General features: G+C 72.4%; 18 protein-coding genes. 12 read left to right on the plus strand and 6 right to left on the minus strand.

Features of this window, described 5'->3' with window-relative positions; genetic code table 11:
* Positions 1-76 precede the first annotated feature (76 nt).
* Positions 77-982, plus strand: a complete 906-nt coding sequence (locus IE316_RS10965; protein ID WP_190204023.1) for an oxidoreductase — start codon at positions 77-79, stop codon at positions 980-982.
* Positions 983-1,097: 115 nt separating this feature from the next.
* On the opposite strand, the gene IE316_RS10970 is transcribed toward IE316_RS10965, so the two are convergent.
* Genes IE316_RS10970 through IE316_RS10980 form a run of 3 tightly spaced genes read right to left on the minus strand, consistent with a single transcriptional unit; the run spans position 1,098 to position 4,041 of the window.
* Positions 1,098-1,724, minus strand: coding sequence for a hypothetical protein (locus tag IE316_RS10970; protein WP_190204024.1), 627 nt, complete (start codon positions 1,722-1,724; stop codon positions 1,098-1,100).
* Positions 1,721-3,358, minus strand: a complete 1,638-nt coding sequence (locus IE316_RS10975) for an ATP-binding protein (RefSeq protein WP_190204025.1) — start codon at positions 3,356-3,358, stop codon at positions 1,721-1,723. Before IE316_RS10975 ends, IE316_RS10970 begins: the two co-directional genes overlap by 4 nt.
* On the minus strand, positions 3,355-4,041 hold the full coding sequence (locus IE316_RS10980; protein WP_190204026.1) for a response regulator: 687 nt from the start codon (positions 4,039-4,041) through the stop codon (positions 3,355-3,357). Before IE316_RS10980 ends, IE316_RS10975 begins: the two co-directional genes overlap by 4 nt.
* Before the next feature lie 163 nt (positions 4,042-4,204).
* On the opposite strand from IE316_RS10980, the gene IE316_RS10985 reads away from it, so the two are divergent.
* Positions 4,205-5,110 (plus strand): DUF3152 domain-containing protein, encoded by a 906-nt coding sequence (locus IE316_RS10985; RefSeq protein WP_229910325.1) that lies wholly within the window; start codon positions 4,205-4,207, stop codon positions 5,108-5,110.
* Positions 5,111-5,160: 50 nt separating this feature from the next.
* Here the strand turns inward: IE316_RS10985 and thrS are convergent, their stop codons facing one another.
* Complete coding sequence (gene thrS / locus IE316_RS10990; protein ID WP_190204027.1) at positions 5,161-6,396, minus strand: threonine--tRNA ligase; 1,236 nt, start codon at positions 6,394-6,396, stop codon at positions 5,161-5,163.
* A gap of 474 nt (positions 6,397-6,870) precedes the next feature.
* Here thrS and IE316_RS10995 point away from each other — a divergent pair, with 474 nt between their 5' ends.
* Entirely contained in the window at positions 6,871-9,186 is a 2,316-nt protein-coding gene (locus IE316_RS10995) for a PQQ-dependent sugar dehydrogenase (RefSeq protein ID WP_190204028.1), read from the plus strand.
* Between the two features lie 207 nt (positions 9,187-9,393).
* On the opposite strand, the gene IE316_RS11000 is transcribed toward IE316_RS10995, so the two are convergent.
* On the minus strand, positions 9,394-10,284 hold the full coding sequence (locus IE316_RS11000; protein WP_190204029.1) for an NmrA/HSCARG family protein: 891 nt from the start codon (positions 10,282-10,284) through the stop codon (positions 9,394-9,396).
* Positions 10,285-10,367: 83 nt separating this feature from the next.
* Positions 10,368-10,808: a MarR family winged helix-turn-helix transcriptional regulator gene (locus IE316_RS11005; RefSeq protein ID WP_190204030.1), complete on the minus strand. Its 441-nt coding sequence runs from the start codon at positions 10,806-10,808 to the stop codon at positions 10,368-10,370.
* A gap of 505 nt (positions 10,809-11,313) precedes the next feature.
* Between IE316_RS11005 and IE316_RS11010 the strand changes: the two genes are divergently transcribed.
* The 9 genes from IE316_RS11010 to IE316_RS11050 all read left to right on the plus strand — a co-directional run bounded on the left by IE316_RS11010 (position 11,314) and on the right by IE316_RS11050 (position 17,814).
* Complete coding sequence (locus IE316_RS11010; RefSeq protein WP_190204031.1) at positions 11,314-12,129, plus strand: hypothetical protein; 816 nt, start codon at positions 11,314-11,316, stop codon at positions 12,127-12,129.
* Positions 12,130-12,368: 239 nt separating this feature from the next.
* A complete protein-coding gene (locus IE316_RS11015; RefSeq protein WP_229910326.1) occupies positions 12,369-13,811 on the plus strand; it encodes a hypothetical protein in 1,443 nt (480 codons plus the stop codon).
* 14 nt (positions 13,812-13,825) lie between these two features.
* Positions 13,826-14,218 carry a hypothetical protein gene (locus tag IE316_RS11020; protein ID WP_190204032.1) on the plus strand — a complete coding sequence of 131 codons (393 nt, stop codon included), beginning with the start codon at positions 13,826-13,828 and terminating at the stop codon, positions 14,216-14,218.
* Between the two features lie 2 nt (positions 14,219-14,220).
* The gene (locus IE316_RS11025; RefSeq protein WP_190204033.1) at positions 14,221-14,409 is read left to right on the plus strand and encodes a hypothetical protein; all 189 of its coding nucleotides are present in this window, start codon (positions 14,221-14,223) and stop codon (positions 14,407-14,409) included.
* The gene (locus IE316_RS11030) at positions 14,406-14,906 is read left to right on the plus strand and encodes a hypothetical protein (RefSeq protein ID WP_190204034.1); all 501 of its coding nucleotides are present in this window, start codon (positions 14,406-14,408) and stop codon (positions 14,904-14,906) included. The genes IE316_RS11025 and IE316_RS11030 overlap by 4 nt, the downstream gene beginning before the upstream one ends.
* A gap of 46 nt (positions 14,907-14,952) precedes the next feature.
* Positions 14,953-15,336: a hypothetical protein gene (locus IE316_RS11035; protein WP_190204035.1), complete on the plus strand. Its 384-nt coding sequence runs from the start codon at positions 14,953-14,955 to the stop codon at positions 15,334-15,336.
* Entirely contained in the window at positions 15,333-17,012 is a 1,680-nt protein-coding gene (locus tag IE316_RS11040) for a hypothetical protein (RefSeq protein WP_190204036.1), read from the plus strand. The genes IE316_RS11035 and IE316_RS11040 overlap by 4 nt, the downstream gene beginning before the upstream one ends.
* On the plus strand, positions 17,012-17,350 hold the full coding sequence (locus IE316_RS11045; RefSeq protein ID WP_190204037.1) for a hypothetical protein: 339 nt from the start codon (positions 17,012-17,014) through the stop codon (positions 17,348-17,350). Before IE316_RS11040 ends, IE316_RS11045 begins: the two co-directional genes overlap by 1 nt.
* Positions 17,347-17,814: a hypothetical protein gene (locus IE316_RS11050; protein ID WP_190204038.1), complete on the plus strand. Its 468-nt coding sequence runs from the start codon at positions 17,347-17,349 to the stop codon at positions 17,812-17,814. Before IE316_RS11045 ends, IE316_RS11050 begins: the two co-directional genes overlap by 4 nt.

Below are 17,814 nucleotides of genomic sequence, written 5' to 3' on the forward strand. Positions count from 1 at the left end.
AGCCGAGAACGACCGAGCGGGCCCGGATCGCTCCTAACGTCGTCGGCCCGGCGCACCGACACCTCAGGAGCAGCAGATGACCGGATGGACCACCGACCGCATCCCCGACCAGCACGGCCGGGTCGCCGTCGTCACCGGTGCGAACTCGGGCCTCGGCCTGGTCACCGCCACCGAGCTGGCCCGCCACGGCGCCCACGTCGTCCTCGCCGTCCGCGACACGGCCGCCGGCCAGGAGGCCGCCCGGCGGATCGGCGGCGACACGGAAGTGCGCGAGCTGGACCTGGCTTCCCTCGCATCGGTACGGGCGTTCGCCGCGAAGCTGGCCACCGACCACCCGGTGATCGACCTGCTGGTCAACAACGCCGGCGTGGTCCTGCTCGGCCCGCGCCGCACCTCCGCCGACGGCTTCGAACTGCACCTCGGCACCAACATGCTGGGCCACTTCGCGCTGACCGGCCTGCTGCTCGGCAACCTGGCCGCGGCGCGGGGAGCCCGCGTGGTCGGTCTCAGCTCGATCACCCACAAGACCGCGCGTCTGGACTTCGACGACCTGATGTTCACACGTGGCTATCGGGCCGCTTCCGCCTACGGCCGGTCCAAGCTCGCCACCACCGTCTTCGGCGTGGAACTGGACCGTCGCCTGCGTGCCACCGGATCGCCGGTCGCCAGTGTGCTGGCCCACCCGGGCCTGACCCGCACCAACCTGACTCCGCGGGCCTGGGAGGACCGCGGCCGACTCGGCCGGGTGATCGCGTGGGCCGGCCTGCTGGCCACCCAGCCGGTGGAGCAGGGCGCACAGCCGCAGTTGCGCGCCGCGACCGACCCCGAGGTGCGGAGCGGCCAGTTCTTCGGGCCGGCCGGACCGTGGGAGACCCGGGGCCGGGTCACCGAGGCCCGGCTCAGCCGGGAGGCCGCCGATCCGGACGCCGGCAGGCGGCTCTGGGCGGCGGCCGAGGAACTGACCGGCGTCCGCTACCTGTGAGCCGACCGCACCGCCGGTCGGGCGACGGTCCGCCGTGCCCCGGCCCGCAGGGGGCGTCATGCGCCGCTCGCCGCGCCTGGGGACCGTACGACTCGTACCGGGACAGCGCCCGTGGTCAGCCGGAGGGCTCCGGCGGGGCCGGCGTTTCCGGCTGCTCCTGTGGAGGGGCCGGTACGGGGCACGCGTCGCCCGACTGCGTCCTCGCCCATCCGTCCCCGATCACCTGCAGGCTGCTGGGCGCGGCGGGACGGCGCGCGGTGTCGCCGCGGGCTTCCGCGTCGGCGCGGGGGACGGCGGTGGGGATCGGCGAAGCCGCGTACGTCACCGTGCACGTCAGTTGGAGCAAGGCCCGACGGCTCAGCGGAGCCGTCTCACCGGGGAGTTCGACGAAGAGGACGCCGCCTTCGATCGCCACCCGCGGCGCGTCGGTCAGGCGGGGCAGCTCCGTGGTGGCCGTCGCGGCCCCGATGGTTGCCGACTCCTCGAACAGCAGGCGTACGACGGCCTTGAGGTTCCTGGCATCGTCGACCCGGCGGGGAAAGGGCGTCAACTCCCCGTCCCGCAGGAAGAAGAGGGAGATGGTGGCGGGCGCCGAAGGTGGCGTCGCACTGGGGGAGAACATGCCGCTCGCCGGCGCACCGGCCTCGATGACATCGGACGGGGGGACCCCGCACGCCGTGAGCGCGACCGCGGCCGCGGCCGTGAGCCCGGACAGCAGCGCCGCCGTCCGCGAGCCCCTCACCGGGTGCCCCCGTCGGCCTCGGTGCCGGTGCCGGTGCCGTCGCGGTGCAGCGGGAGTTCGACCGTGAACACCGCGCCGCCCCGGGGCAGGTTCGCCGCCCGGATGCGTCCCCCGTGCAGGCGTACGTTCTCCGCCGTGATGGCCAGACCCAGCCCGCTGCTCTCGCTCCTGGCCCGCGAGGTGCTCGCCTTGTAGAACCGCTCGAAGATGTGCGGCATGGCCTCCTCGGCGATCCCCGGTCCGTTGTCGCTCACCTCGATGACGGCCCACGCCATGCCCGCCCCGTCCACCCGCACCTCCATGGTCAGCCGCACGGGCGGCGCTCCGTGCCGCAGTGCGTTGCCGATCAGATTGGCCGTCACCACGTCGAGCCTGCGGGGATCGACGCGTGCCCGGAGCTCACCCGGCCCGGGCAGTTGGGTCTCCACCTGCTCCGGCCGCCACCGGGAGGCGACGGTGCGCCGTACGGACTCGGCCAGGTCGATCTCGTCCCGGTGGAGTTCGGCCGCCCCCGCGTCGAAACGGGAGATCTCCATCAGGTCGTTCACCAGTCCGCTCAGCCGGTTCGTCCCCTCGCTGATGAGCCGCAGCGCCTCACCGGTCTCCCCTTCCCGCTCCAGGTCCAGCACGTCGGTGACCGCCGACATCGCCGCCAGCGGTGTGCGCAGCTCGTGGGAGACGTCCGCCACGAAGCGGCGCCCCTGGGCCTCCAGACGGCGCAACTCCCGTACGGTCCGCTCCAGTTCGGCCGCCGTCTCGTTGAAGGACTGGGAGAGATCGGCCAGTTCGTCGGAGCCGGTGACGTCCAGCCGGACGTCGAGATGCCCCGCGGCCATCCGGCGCGTCGCCCGGCGCAGCGCCCGTACGGGACGCAGTACGCCGCTCGCGGCGAGCAGCGCCAGGACGACGGCGAGGCACAGGGCCACCAGGGTGGCCCGCTCGATGCCCGTGACCATGGCCTCGACGTACCCCTCTTCGGTGGTCTGCGGGACCTCCAGGTACATCACGAGCCCGGATAGCCTGGTCTCCAGGCCCTCGCCCCAGGTGTACGTGACGGGCATGCCGACGACGAGACGAGGCCGCCCGTCGACATTCCTCCGCTGGAACACGGCGACACGTCGCTCCCGGACGGACCGGAGCATCTCCGGGCTCGGCTCGACGAAACCGGCGCTCGGCGCGTAGGCGCGGTGCCCGCCGTACGTGGCCATGATCCGCCAGCCCGACGAACGGTTGGCGTACAGCACCTGGTCCACCGCGGACTGGAGGTCCGCCTGGTCCGGGGCGATGGGGATCGAGGGCGCGACGGCGTCGACGCTGATACGGAACTGGTTGATGACGGAGTCCTGGCTCTGCTGGAGCACCCCCGTACGCGCCTCACGGAAGGCGAGGGCCCCGGTGCCCAGGGAGCTGGCCATGGCCACCAGGACGAAGGACGTCAGCAGGCGGGGGCGCAGACCGCGCAGGGGGAGCGGGATACGTGCGAGAGCCGCCCGGAGGAAGCGCCGGGGGCCGGCACCCGGTACGGCGGTGTAGGGCTTTTCAGCAGGGGAGACCGCAGATGCGGTTCTCCGCTCCCCGGCGGCCTTCCGTCTCCGTACGGTCCTCCGCGTCCGCGTGGGCGTCCGGTCGCTCATGAGGTCCCGAAGCGGTAACCGAATCCGCGGACGGTCTGCACGTACCGGGGATTCCTGCCCTCGCCGAGCTTGTTGCGCAGTCGCTTCACACAGGCGTCCACGAGCCGTATGTCACCGTGGTAGCTGTGTTCCCAGACCGCTTCCAGGAGCTGCTGGCGGCTGAACACCTGGCCGGGCGAGGCCGACAGGGTCAGCAGCAGCCGCAGTTCGGAGGGGGCGAGGGTGACGGGTTCGCCGCGGTGCGTCACCACGAGCCCGGCTCGGTCGACGACCAGCTCGCCGTGCGTCTCCGCCCGGGGACGGGTGCCGTCCGGCAGCGACGCGTCCTGTCTGCGCAGCACGGCCCGTATCCGTGCGTCGAGCACCCGGGCCTGCACGGGCTTCACCACGTAGTCGTCCGCACCGGTCTCCAGTCCCACCACCACGTCGACGTCGTCTCCCCGGGCCGTCACGATGATGATCGGCACCTGGTCGCGGTCCCTGATCCGGCGGCACACGTCCAGACCGGACATGCCGGGCAGCATGAGGTCGAGCACGACGACGTCCGGCCGGAAGGGGAGGAGCTGTTCCAGCCCTTCCTCACCCGTCTCCACGGCGAAGACCTCATGCCCCTGATGCCGCAGACCCAGTTGGACGGCCCTGCGGACATCCAGGTCGTCCTCGACGATCAGAACCCGTGGCATGTCGGCAGTGTAAGCAGACCGGATGAGATGACTGTCCCGGCGAAGACCCCTCTCCGATCGCTGTTACACAACGATCACACGGGCCGGGGAACGCGGGCGTCGTTATCTTTCCGTGACAGCGCCGGCTCAGGGCGATCATCTGGAATCCCCACATTGAGCTGCCATGTATGCGGCACAACAGCGGCAATCCCCACCCGCCACCGGCAACACCGCCACCGGCAGCACCGTCACCGGCGGCACCGCTGCCGGTCACCGCGCCGGTCGCCGACGCCGGTCCGCCCATCGCCGGGTGCGGCCGCGCCGCCGGGGCCGGAGCCTGCTGATCGGGCTGCTGGTGGCCGCCGGCCTGCTGGGTTCGGCGGCGTACCTCCTGGAAGGCGGGCGGAGCGACGCATCGCGCGGTGCGCCGCACCCGCGGAGCATGCACGCCACCCCCACCCCCACACCGTCCCCCTCCGCCTCCCCCTCTCCCTCCGCGAGCCGGACCGGGATCGAGGTCCCCCCGAAGGGCAGCGGTACGTTCGTCACCGCGCGGGCGAGCGGGGAGACGGTGGGCAGCGGTTCCCGCCCGGTGCGCTACGTCGTGGAGGTCGAGACCGGCCTCGACATCTCGCCGTCCCAGGCGGCCAACGAGATCGCCGGGATACTCGCCGCCCCACGGGGCTGGACCCACGACCCGGACAACGCGTTCCGGCTGGTGGGCGCGGGATCGCCGCACGACATCACGATAAGGATCGCGACACCGGCGACCGCGGACGCCCTGTGCTGGGCGGGCATCCAGCAGGACACCGGCGGCGAGTACAACTGCGAGGTGCCCGGAGGGGTGGTGGTGAACCTCAAGCGCTGGGTCAAGGGCTCGCCCACCTTCGACGGACCGATCCATGACTACCGGGCGCTGATCATCAATCATGAGATGGGGCACTTCCTCGGTCACTCCCATGTGACCTGCGGGGGCACCGGGCAACTGGCCCCCGTGATGATGCAGCAGATCAAGGGCCTGCACGGCTGCGTCGCCAACGCCTGGCCCTACGACGAGAACGGTGACTTCATCACCGGGCCGCCCGCATGACCGGCGCCGCTGATGCCGAAGCGCGCCTCGCCGCTGGGCGAGGCCGGGGACTATGAGGTGGCGTCGGCCCACAGAGCGGTGCTGTGGGCCCCGATGAGAGCGTCGATGCGGGTGAGTGCGTCACCGACCGGCTGCGGGTCGAGCCGGCGTCCGTCACGCAGGCGCAGTGCGACCTGACCGTCAGCGGCCTCCTTGGCACCGATGACGGCTTGGTAGGGAACCAGTCGGGCCTCTCGGATGCGGGCGCCCAGGCTGCCGCGGTCCGGTCCCGCGATCCGGGCCCGCAGTCCCAGACGGGTGCAGCGCCGGGCGAGGGCCGCGGCGTCCGGCAGTTCGGAGTCGGAGACCGGGAGGATCACCATCTGAGTGGGGGCGAGCCAGGCAGGGAAGGCCCCGCCGTGCTGTTCGATGAGATGGGCGACGGCTCGTTCCACGCTGCCGATGATGCTCCGGTGAACCATGACCGGGCGGTGCCTGGCGCCGTCCGCGCCGATGTAGTGCAGGTCGAACCGCTCGGGCTGGTGGAAGTCGACCTGGACGGTGGACAGGGTGGACTCCCGACCGGCGCCGTCGGTGACCTGGACGTCGATCTTGGGACCGTAGAACGCGGCCTCCCCCTCGGCCGCCTCGTAGGTCAGGCCGGAGCGGTCCAGGACGTCGGTCAGCAGTGCGGTGGACCGCTGCCACTTCTCGGGTGCGGCGACGTACTTGCCACCGGGCCCCGGGAGGGAGAGCCGGTACCGAGCGGGGGTGATGCCGAGCGCCTCGTACGCCCGGCGGATCATCTCCAGCGCTGCCTGCGCCTCCTCGGTGACCTGGTCCAGGGTGCAGAAGATGTGTGCGTCGTTGAGCTGGATGGCCCGCACCCGGGTCAAACCGCCGAGCACGCCCGAGAGCTCGGCGCGGTACATGCCGCCCAGTTCGGCCATCCGCAGGGGCAGTTCGCGGTAGCTGTGGGAGCGGGAGCGGTACATCACCGCGTGATGGGGGCACAGGCTCGGCCGCAGGACGACCTGCTCTCCGCCGAGGTCCATCGGCGGGAACATGTCGTCGCTGTAGTGCGCCCAGTGCCCCGAGATCTCGTACAGCTCCCGCTTGCCGAGGACCGGTGAGTACACGTGCTGGTAGCCCGCCTGCCGCTCGGCGGTACGGATGTACTCCTCCAGGGTGTGCCGCACCGCCGCGCCGTCGGGCAGCCAGTACGGCAGGCCGGCGCCGATCAGCGGATCGGTGTCGAACAGGTTCAGTTCACGGCCGAGCTTGCGGTGGTCGTGCGCGGTGGTCATCGCGGTCTCCCTGCTGGTTGCGGAGCAAGCGACCGGGCCTACGACGAAGCCCCGGGGCACTTGCCCCGGGGCTTCGGATCAGAACATCTGTCAGCGCGCCGGGACACTCTCCGGCGTCGTCGTCACAGCGGCGCGCTTCATGCCCCAGACGTTAGCAGGACACAGCGATGCCCACACGGCCATTCCCCGTCAGGAGTGCCCGGGTATCCCGCTCGGTGGCGCTCCCCCTGACCGCCATGCCCCCCGGGCCGCTGGGCGCAGTTCTCCTGATGCTCCGTCAGTAGGGGCGGTGCCCTCAGGTGGCGTGCCTGCCGCGCTCCTTCGGGCGTGCGCCGCCCGTACCGGCGCGAGCGGGGCGACCATGGGCTCGTCAACGCCCCGGACCGCTTGCCGGACCAGGGGCCCGCGGACGCCGGCACATCGCGGGCCCGGCGGCGAGCAGCGGGGCGCCCGCCGCCCGAACAGGAGAAGGCCATGCACCTCGCACACCTCCGAAGACGCCCGCGCCCCCTGCGGACCACCGCGTCCCGCACCGCGGGCCTGCTGCTCGTCCTGTCCCTCCTCGGCATCGCGCCGATGGCCCCGACACCGGCCCGGGCCGCCACCGCGTTCTCCGCGAAGGTCGACTTCGCGACCGCCGCCACCGTCCCGGTCGACGGCCACGTCCTCGACTACGGCCAGCCCTACGGCGCCCGCACCGGCACGAACCAGGGCACCGGGCTCACATACGGCTGGGTGGGGCTGGCGGACGCCACGCCACTGGACCTGACGGGCAACGGCCGCGACCGGGGCGCCGCGGAGCCCGACCGGCTGCTCGCCACGTTCATGCACATGCAACTGCCCGCCTCCTCGACCGGTGTCAAGACGCCCGGCCGGTGGGAGATGGCGGTGCCGGCCGGCACCTACTCGGTGACGGTGGCCGTGGGCGACGCCACCAGCCTGGACAGCGCGCACACGATCCAGATCGAGAACCAGAACGCGGTCGACGGCTTCGTCCCCACCTCCGCCGAGCGCTACCGGACCCGGACGTCCCAGGTGACGGTCACGGACGGCCGGCTGACCGTCAGCCCGCTCGGCGGCAGCAACACGAAGATCGCCTACCTCACCGTCACCCCGCTCGCCGACGCCTCCGCCCACCCGGAGATCCGGACGGTGACCCCGGCGAACACGGCGACCGGCGTCACCCCGACCGGCAGTGTGGTGGCCGACCTCCGGCTCGTGGGGCCCGGGGTGGACGCCGCGACCCTCACGACGTCCACCGTCACCCTGACGGAGTCGGCGACCGGCACGGCCGTACCCGCGCACGTGGTCACCAGCGGCGGGGGAGACGTCGTCAACCTGTCGCCGACCACCGGTCTGAAGGCGAACACCCGCTACCGCTTCACCGTCACCGACGGCGTACGGGACCTGGACGGCCGCACCTTCATCCCCTGGCGTTCGGTGTTCACCACCGGCGCGGGCGCCGGCACCGGCACCGTCGCGTTCGACAAGGTCGCCACGGCCGCGACCGGCAAGAGCTTCGCCTCCGTACTGAAGGGCCCGGACGGCAAGCTGTACGCGTCCACCCTCGACGGCTACATCATGCGGTACGCCATCGCCGCCGACGGCACCCTCGGCGCCGCGGAGACGATCTCCACCGTCCGCGCGGACGCGACGGCCCGCGGACTGCCGGGGGCACCCGCCCGCTCGGTGCTCGGGATGGCGTTCGATCCCGCGTCCACCCCCACCAGCCCGATCCTGTGGATCACCTCCAACACCATGTACGCCGGCGGCACCCCGAACGAACCCGACTGGTCCAGCAGCATCGCCAAGCTGAGCGGGCCGAACCTCGCCACGTACACCGAGGTGATCAGCCATCTGCCGCGCTCGGTGAAGGACCACGAGACCAACTCCCTCGCCTTCGGCCCGGACGGCGCCCTCTACGTGACGCAGGGCGCCCTCAACGGCATGGGCGCCGCCGACCCGGTCTGGGGCAACCGGCCCGAGCACCTGCTCAGCGCGGCGGTGCTGCGCCTGGACCCGGCCAAGCTCCCCGCGTCCGGCGCCGTCGACGTACGGACGGAGAGCCCGGGAACGTACGACCCGTTCGCCGCCGACGCGTCGCTGACCCTCTACGCGACCGGCATACGCAACGCCTTCGACCTGGTGTGGCACAGCAACGGCCATCTCTACACGCCCACCAACGGGTCCGCGGCCGGCGGCAACACTCCCGCCACCCCCTCGCCGCTGCCCGCTGCCTGCACGGGCCACCGCATCGACGCGGCGACGGCCGGACCCTACACCGGCCCCGCCGTCCCGGCGCTCACCTCCAACCCGGTCGCGGAGACCGACTACGTCTTCGACGTGAAGAAGAACCGGTACTACGGGCACCCCAACCCGGCGCGCTGCGAATGGGTCCTGGCCGGCGGCAACCCCACTTCGGGCACCAACCCGTTCGAGGTCACCGGCTACCCGGTGGGCACCCTGCCGGACCGCAACCTCGATCTGGCGGGGATGTACGACGCCGGGCCGCACGCCTCCGCGAACGGTGTCGTGGAGTACCGCAGCGACACGTTCGGCGGCGCGCTCAAGGGCAGGCTCCTGGTCGTGCGGTACAGCAGCGGCCAGGACATCGAGACGTTCGGTGTCGACGCACAGGGCCGGTTGTCGGCGCCCACGGTCGGCACGACGGGCTTCACCGGCTTCCAGCAGCCGCTCGACGTCACCGAGGACACCGCGAAGGGCACGCTGTACGTCACGGAACTGGGCGCGTCGAGGATCACCCTGCTGCGGCCCAGGGTGTCATCGTGAGGAACGGGGCCCGGGGCGGGGGCAGGACCCACGGCTGAGCCCCGGCCGCCGGAGCGACGCCCGCCGTCGCTCCGGCGGCCGGGGGAGGCGGGCGCGGCCGGGAACGCCGCCGCCGGGCCGGACAGAAGACGCCGCGACCGCCCAGAAGCCGCCGCGGAACGACGCTGGGCCCACAGCCTGGCCGAGCGACGCACCGCGGCCGGAGGCTCAGGAAACAGCCACGTCCGCGGGCGCGGTCCAGTTGGTGGCTCGGATCCACTCGGCCAGGTCCAGAGTGGCCGGCTCGATCGAGCGCACCACCGCGGGGTCCGAAGGGTACTCCGCCGCCTTCGCGAACTCCTGGAACATCACCTTGTCGAGGTCGCTGGGCAGCACGCTCAACGGGAGGGCCTCGTACCGTGCCGGGAGCCCGGCGCGTGCGCCGAACGCCGCGGCGATCTGCGGGCCCGTCAGCTCGTCGCCGACGAGCTCGATGACTCCGCCGGGCGCCTCCGCGGTGTCGAGCAGGAGCGCGGCGGCGACCCGGCCGACGTCCCTGACCGAGATCATCTTCAGGGCGACGTCCTCCGGCAGCGGCAGCCTCAGCACGATCTCCCCGTGCTCCAGGCTCGGTGCCAGCACGCTCGCGAAGTTCTCCATGAAGGCGGTCGCGCGAACCATCGAGGCCCTGAGGCCGGACTTCCTCAGGTACTCCTCGATCGAGTGCTTCGAGTCGTGGTGCGGCACACCCCGCTCCCGGTCCGCTCCGAACACCGAGTTGAACACGACGTGCGGGACGCCCGCCTCGACCGCCGCGTCGATGAGCGTGGTACCGATGCGGATCTCCGCCTCGACCTCTTGGAGGCTGTTCGCCTCCGGAGTCATGAAGGAGAACCCCTCGACCGCCGCCAGCGCGGTGGCCACCGACGCCGGGTCGTCGGCCCGGACGGCCGCCAGCTCGACGCCGCGGGCGGCCAGCGCCTGAGCCCGGTCGGACCGCGGGTCGCGGACCAGAGCCCGCACCCGCGCCTTGTGGTCCAGCAGCGCGTCGACCACCGCCCCGCCCTGCTGTCCCGTCGCGCCGAAGACTGCGATCGTGCCGGTCGTCCGTGGGTTCATCGCTGCCACCCTTCACTAGTTCATGGCGTGAACGAAATTAGTTCACGGCATGAACTTCGTCAAGGTGCCGGTACGGCAGGACCTCACGGTGTGGTGGATCGGTTCGAGGTGGGTGCGGAGAGGTCCGAGGTGTCCACGATGGCGGTGGCCACGCGCTCGAAGTCGCGCTGGTCGTCGGCGTCGAGGTTCCCCGCGATCTCGGGCAGGCGCTTGGCGACCTCGGCGAAAACGGCCTCGGCGAGCACCTTCCCCGTGGGCGTCGCACTGACCATGACGACCCGTCGGTCCTGCGCTGAACTCGCCCGGCGGGCCAACTCGCGCCGCGCGGTGCGATCGACCAACTGGCTCAACGCGTTCTTGGTCATACCCAACGACGCGGCGAGGTCGGCCATCTGCCGCGGCTCGTTCCTGACCGCGCAGAGCAGCGTGGCCTGCGAGGGGGTCAGGTCGAACTCGGCGCAGATCTGCGCGTACTTGCGCTGGATGAGGACCGAGAGCCAGAAGAGCTTGTCACCATAGTCCACGCCGACCTCCTCGGTCCGATGGCGAACGATCAGTCCTGCTCGTCGCGGGCCTGCGGACCACGCCACTCCCGACCACGTTGATCGACTCACCCTGTTCCTTCACCCTCAGTATCCGGCAAAGGCTGTCGACATCCTCCACCGGCCCCCACAGCGGGCGCATCGGAATTCGTTGCCGCTCGTGACGGTCGTCGTCTCGTGCGCACGCGCCCGCCAGAGGCCGTGCCACCCCGTACGGCGGGGCCCGACCGGCAGGCCGGTGACCACGCGTCAGGGTGGTGTGCCCTGTGCGCCCGAAATGACGAAAAACGGAAGGTAAATCAGTCCGACGGGCAGAGCGACGCCTTCCGTCGTGCACGATGTTCGGCGTGACCGTGAAAGTGGTGGCGGCCCGGCCTGCGGGACCGTTTGCTGAAATGGTGGCCGCTGCCGCCGAGTCGGGCCTGCCTCGCGATCCGCTGCCGCCGCATCGCCGCGACCCGGCCGCCCGCACCGCGAGGGCGGCCTCGTGAGCGCCTTCGTCGACGAGCAGATGGTGCGGCTGCGGGACCCCGCGCAGTTGGCCGCCCTGGTGGATCCGCCGGGAGACACCGAGCACGCCCGGGTCCGCGCGCTGCTGGCCGCCATGTACACCATGGACTTCGCGACCGTCCGGGACGTCTCGGACCTGCACGTGCGGCAGGTGGAGTTCCAGCGGCCCGTGGTCGCCGCCCGGCGTACCAGCGGGAACTGGTTCCGGTCGACCCCCGCGTACACCAGGACCGAGGTCGCCCTGGAGCAGCGGGATCCGCTGGCGCCGCTGTGGGTGGATCTGTCGGCCGAGATCGATGTCACGCTGCTGCTCGAGGTCGACGGCGGCGCGGTGGAGTCCGTCGTCACGCGGGAGATCACCGGGGTGACCAGCCTGGACGACTTCCGCAGCCGCTTCCGCTTCCTCGACGTGGACGCGTTCCTGCGCAAGCACGACATCACCACCGTCGAGGAACTGCGCGAGGCGTTCCAGTACCTGCTCACCGAGATCCATCTGCGCGCCCCGGGGCCGTTCGACCCCGACGACCCGGCGAACAGGCACCCGTACGAGCTGCGGCTCGCGATGCTCATCCGGGACACCGTGGACGTCGCGTCCCTGCTGCGGGACGCGAAGCTGGCGCGGGCCGCCGTGGAGAGCGCGGTCCTGCCGGGCGAGGCCGGCGGGGCGGAGATCCGGACGCCGTACGCCCCGGTGCTCCTCATACCCGCGGCAGTTGCCCCGGGCGGGCCACTGAGCACCACCGCCCTGGAGTCGTTCTTCGCCGCCGAAGGAGTGCTCGCTCTCTTCGTCTGACGCCCGGCACCGGGCATGCGGGAGCCATGCCCCGACCGCCGCGCCCCCGCACCGGCGGCCCGGCCGGCGCCCGCCACCCCGCGGGCGGAGGAGACCGGCGCGGCCGTGATCCCCGCCCCCGTGACCGCGAACCCGCCCCGCTCCCGCGCTCAGCCACGGGCAGCGGGCAAGGCCGCGCCGCAAGCCGGCGGCCCCGTTCCACCGACTGAGCACCGAGCGAGCATGGAGACGGAACATCGATGACTGTCCGCTATATCCGGGTGAACCCGGTTGCCGACCTGTTCGCGCCCGCGGTGCGTGCGTACGGCAACGTCGCCGTGGTGGGCCAGGTCCAGCCCGCCGCCCCGGCCCCGGCCGCGCCGACCGCCGCGGCGGCCTCCGGCGCGGGCCTGGGGGTCGGCAACTACCGCTACGCGGTGACGCTGGTGACCGCGCAGGGCGAGACCGAGACCGGCGCCGAGGCCGCCGTCGCCACCACCACGGGCAACCAGACCGTCAACCTCACCGCCATCCCGACGGGCGCGGCGGGCACCGGCACCGTGGGCCGCCGGATCTACCGCACCGCCGTCAACGGGCCCGCGGGCTCCGGGCAACTGCTGGCGAAGATCGATGACAACACCACGACCACCTTCAGCGACACCGTGCCGGACGCGCGGCTGGGCGACGAGCCGCCCGTCGTCCGCCCGAACACCCCGACCGCCTTCACCGACCCGGCCGAGGCCCGCCGCCGCGTCCCGGGCCCCCTCGGCGAGTCCATCGCGCTCGCCTTCGCACAGTCGCCGGGCCCGACGCTGGTCTACGGCGTGCGCACGGCCGGGACGGCCGGGACGGACTGGGGAACGGCCCTCGGCACGGTGGCGGCCCTCGACGTACAGCTCGTCGTCCTCGCGAACACCGCTGTCGACGGCACCACCGCCGCACCGAACGGCGCGATCGCCCAGCTCGCCGGCCACGTCACCAGCGTGTCCAGCACCGGCGGGGACGGCCAGGAGCGGATGGGCGTGGCCATGCTCGCCAAGGGGTCCACGGCGACCTCCGTCGTCACCGGGAGTCTGGCCAGCGAGCGGATGGTCTACCTCGCCCACAAGAGCGACCAGGACGCGGCGGCGGCCCTGGCGGGGGTGATCGCCGGCTACGAGCCGCACATCTCGATGCTGCTCAAGCCGGTCAACATCACCAGCGCGCCCCTCACGCCCGCGGAGATCGCGACCATCAACGGCACCGAGACCTTCGGGAGCGGTCCGGCCGGGAACGGCGTGAACTGGCTGGTCGACCCCGTGCTGATCCCCGGGCACGGCACCTACCTCGGCGAGGGCTACACCGGCGACCCCGGCGGCAAGAAGTACATCGACATCGTCCGCACCGTCGACGACGTGTCCTTCCGCCTCAAGGCCCAGCTCATCAAGACCATCGGGACCCTGCGGGTGAGCCGCACCGGGCTGCGCACCCTGGAGGCCCGGATGGAAGCGGTGCTCCAGCCCCTGGTGCAGAGCGAGGTCATCGAGGGCTTCGAGATCACCTCGCCGCTCAAGGCGCTGCTCGACAAGGACCCGAACACCCTGACGGAGGCCGAGCGCGCCCGGATCGACGACGCGCAGGCCCAGCGCGTGGTCGAGGTCCTGGTCTCCGTCGACTACGCCGGGGCGGTCCACCGCCTGTCGATCACGCTCAAGTTCGTGTAGGAGGACCCGCGACCATGGCCGACTGGAACACCCGCCTCGAGGTCAAGCTCGGCGATCGGACGATCACCCCGATCACGAACTTCACCCCCACCTTCAACGTGCCGCACACCGTGGTGCACAGCCTGGAGCAGGACAACACCGGCTACGTACGGCAGCCCTTCACCTTCACCTTCACGATGACCGTGCCGGCGATCGCCTCGACCGTCGCCGACCTCACCGAACTGGCGGTCACCGGCGCCGAGTTCGCCGTCACGGTGGCCGAGAGGCGCGGCACCGACTGGGCGTTCAACGCCATGAAATTCGCCCGCTGCGTGGTCACCTCGGCCTCGCCCAGCAACGTGGTCGTCGACGGGGTGCCGCAGGCGAACTTCACCTGCATGGCACTGACCGTCGGCGTGGAGGACTGACCGTGGCAGGCCCCGGCGACACCGCCCTCCCGGCCGCCGGGCCACCAGCCCCGGCCGGCCGGGGCGCGGCGGTCCACTACTACTTCCCGGTCGAGGTCGAGGTGGCCGGCGACGCGGACGACGCCCTCGTGCAGCGGGTCGTCTCCGAGGTCTTCGCGCAGCTCGACCGCGAACTGGCGAGCCGGCAATGACCAATCCGCCGGTGCTGGTCGGCGCCGTCCCGCTGCTGCATGTGCAGAGCATGTCGATCAGCCAGGGCTACCGGATCGAGCGGATCCTGGGCAGCCGCTGGTCACAGGCGACCCAGCCGACCGTGAAGACGATCGCGATCGAAGCGATCCTGATCGGCCCGGACCGGCTGCTGGTCAAGAAGGCGCTGGAGGCGATGGCGCTGACCAGCCGGGCGCTCGCCGCGGCCGCCGGGCCGCTGCTGGCGGTGGCCGGCATCCCGGTGGTGTCCGGCCTGACGATCAGTCTGGACATGCAGATCACCGATCTGCGCATCACGCAGAGCACGACGAAACGGGAGGCGCTGGACGTCTCGCTGAGCCTGCAGCACGTGCCCCGCTCCAACCTCTCGGCACTCGCCGGCGAGGCGGCGGACATGGCGCTCGCGGCGGGCACGGCGGCCTCCCGGGCCGCGCCGCCGCCCAGCCCGGCGCCCCGCAGCCCCGGCCCCCCGCTCTAGGGCCGCCCCGGCCCTCCCCAGTCACCCGTATCCGTCTGGAGTCCGGATGAGCGAACCACCTTTCCTGCGTCTGCCCGTCGACCCCGACGAGGGCTTCCCGCAGTCGTTCCGGCTCTCCTTCGAGGGCCGCTCCTACGTCTTCGGCCTCCAGGTCACGATCGCCGAGGAGGCGCTGCCGGACGCGAGTGCCCCGGCCGGCCTCGGCACCGTGCTGGAACTGCCGGGCGACGGCGCCTTCCTGGTGGTGTCCGTGGTCCGTGAGGGGACCGCGGAGGGCGTCACGCTGCTGCGCCGCAAGGTGATCCCCGGCCTGGTGTACCGCGCGGGCGAGCTCGCGCTGGTCTTCCGCACCGTCCGGATCGCGCTGGGCAACCTGAACGGCGCCGGCCGGTGGGGTTCCGAGGTGGTGGCGGGGGTGGCGCTCGCATGAGCCTGGTGCTGTGGCACCGCGTCCACGTCGAGCAGGCGTCCGGCGGCGGGGGCGGTCTGCTCCAGGCGGCCGCCTCCTTCGCCGGGTTCGGCGGGCTGCCGCTGACGGTGAGCAACGACGTGTACGCCGGCGGGCTCGTCCTCGACGCGAAGGTGACCGTCGAGATGGGCGAGGGCGCGACCGCAGACACGTTCCGCGTCACCCTCTACGACCTGCCCGCCGACACCGTCCGGCAGCTCCGGTCGGGCTACGCGTCGGACGGGCTGAAGGTGACGATCCGGCTCGGCTACTTCGACGACCTGGGCACGCGGTTCGGCGCGCGGCCGGTGATGACCGGGCGGGCCACGGAGGTGACCACCGGGATCGGCGACGGCGGGCTGACGGAGACGGTCATCGAGGGCCAGGAGGAGGCCGGTCACCTGCTGCGCAACAAGCCGGCCAGGCTGGACCGGCCGGCCGCGCTGCCCCGGATCAAACTGGTCCGCGACCTGCTGCCGGCCGGGGTGGACCTGGCGCCCGGCTCGACGATCCCCGGATCGGTGGGCGATGTCAGCGTCTGCTCCGGCAACACCCTCACCGCGCTCCAGCAGCTCGCCGCCGACGCGGACGTGCCGATCGTCGTACGGGACGGCTCGGTCCTGCTCGGCGACGCGGTCGGGCGGGAGTCCGCGCCCGTCCAGGTCGATCCCGACCGGAACCTGGTCGCCCGCGCGGACACCCAGGCCGAGGGCCCGGACATCCCGGCGCAGGGCGCGGCGCCCGCCGTACGCACCGGTCTGGAGGTCACCGTTCTCGGGCACCCCGAGCTGCGCGCCGGGCAGACCGTCACCGTGACCGGGCTCGACGACGTCCCGGACGGCCCGCTGCGCATCGGCCGGCTCACCCACACCTACGGCGCGGCCACCGGCTACACCTGCCGGCTCACGCTCACCGCGGTCGCGCCGGGCAAGCGGGCCCGGCTCACCGGCGGTGTGCGCGGCGTGGTGGACCGCATCGGCGACGTGGTCGAGCGCGGCCGGTCCGACCACCCGGCGATCGACGTGGGCGAGGTGACCGCGTACCGCCCGGGCAAGGACGGCAAGCACGTCACGGACCTCCACTACGGCCAGCACCCGCAGCCCGACGTGTCCACGCCGAGCGTCGCGAGCCCGGTCGACGACGACGTGAAGCTGCACGCCAAACCGCTCGCGGCACCCTTCGCCTTCCACAAGGTCGGCCTGATGACCCCGGTCTACCCCGGGATGCGCGCGCTGCTCGCGCACAACCGCGGCGCGGTGGACGACGCCGTCGTCGCCGGCTGGCTGTGGTCCCGGCAGTCGGGGCACGAGCCGCCCGGCAACGAGCCCGGCGACTACTGGCTCGCCCTGCCCACCGAGCTGGACGACGACGGCCTGCCCACGGGCAAGGGCGCCAACGACCTGATCGACGCCGCCGGCCGCAGGACCGTGCAGGTGCGGGCGCTGCACGTACTGGTCGGCGCACGGAAGCTGCCGGAGGTCGGGAAGCGGCCCGAACCGCCGGCCGACGACACGGTGACCATCGAGCACCACTCCGGCACCAGGATCGAGATCTCGTCCCAGGGCCAGGTCACCGTCACCACCGACGACAAGTCGCTGACCCTGACCAACGGCAAGGTGTCGCTCCGACTCGACGGCGCGAGGGTGGCGGTGTCCTGATGCCGAAGGTGCTCACCGCCGCCGCCCAGCTCGTCTGCGCCCACCAGGGACTGCTGACGGTGCGGGCGTCCACCGCGGCGCTCACCGCCGGCGGGTCGCCCGTGCTGGTGCAGGCGGACATCCTCGCCGCGACCGTGACCGGCTGCACGAACAACGGCCCCGGGCTGAAACCCTGCCTCAAGGTGACGGCGGTCGTCACCGGGCAGAGCCGCACACTCACCGTGTCCGGCCAGCCGGTGATGCTGGACACGGCGCTGGGCCTCACCGACGCCGTCCCGCCGCAGCCGGTGCTGTGGCAGGTCCGCAGCGCGGGCCAGACCGTGCTGGAGGCGTCATGACCAGCCCCGCCCCGCCGCCCGGGGACATCCTGTACGGCTGCGGCTTCCGGCTCCAGGACGGCGACCTCGTGCTCGCCGCGGACCCGCGGAAGGCCGAGCCGCAGATGGTGCACGGCCTGGCCAACCTCGAACAGGCGCTGACGCTGCGGCTGCTCACCCCGTTCGGCACCGATCCGCTCAACGCCGGCTACGGGCTGGACGTGCGGGGGGCGTTCACCGGCGCCCACGACCGGCGCACGGCCAAGGAGCTGATCCGGCTCGAAGTGGTGCGCACCCTCGGCTCCGATCCGCGGGTCCGCGAGGTCACCGAGGTGCTGTTCGACGACGACCCGCAGTTCGTGACCCAGGTGCTGGCGGCCGGCGGCCGTCCGTCCGACCACCGCACGCGGCAATGGCAGGTGCTCGTGACGGTGGAGACGGTCCAGAACGTCACGACGTCGGTCCTGATCGATGTGGAGTTCTGA

The organism is Streptomyces fumanus (genome assembly GCF_014655295.1).
Lineage (GTDB): Bacteria > Actinomycetota > Actinomycetes > Streptomycetales > Streptomycetaceae > Streptomyces > Streptomyces fumanus.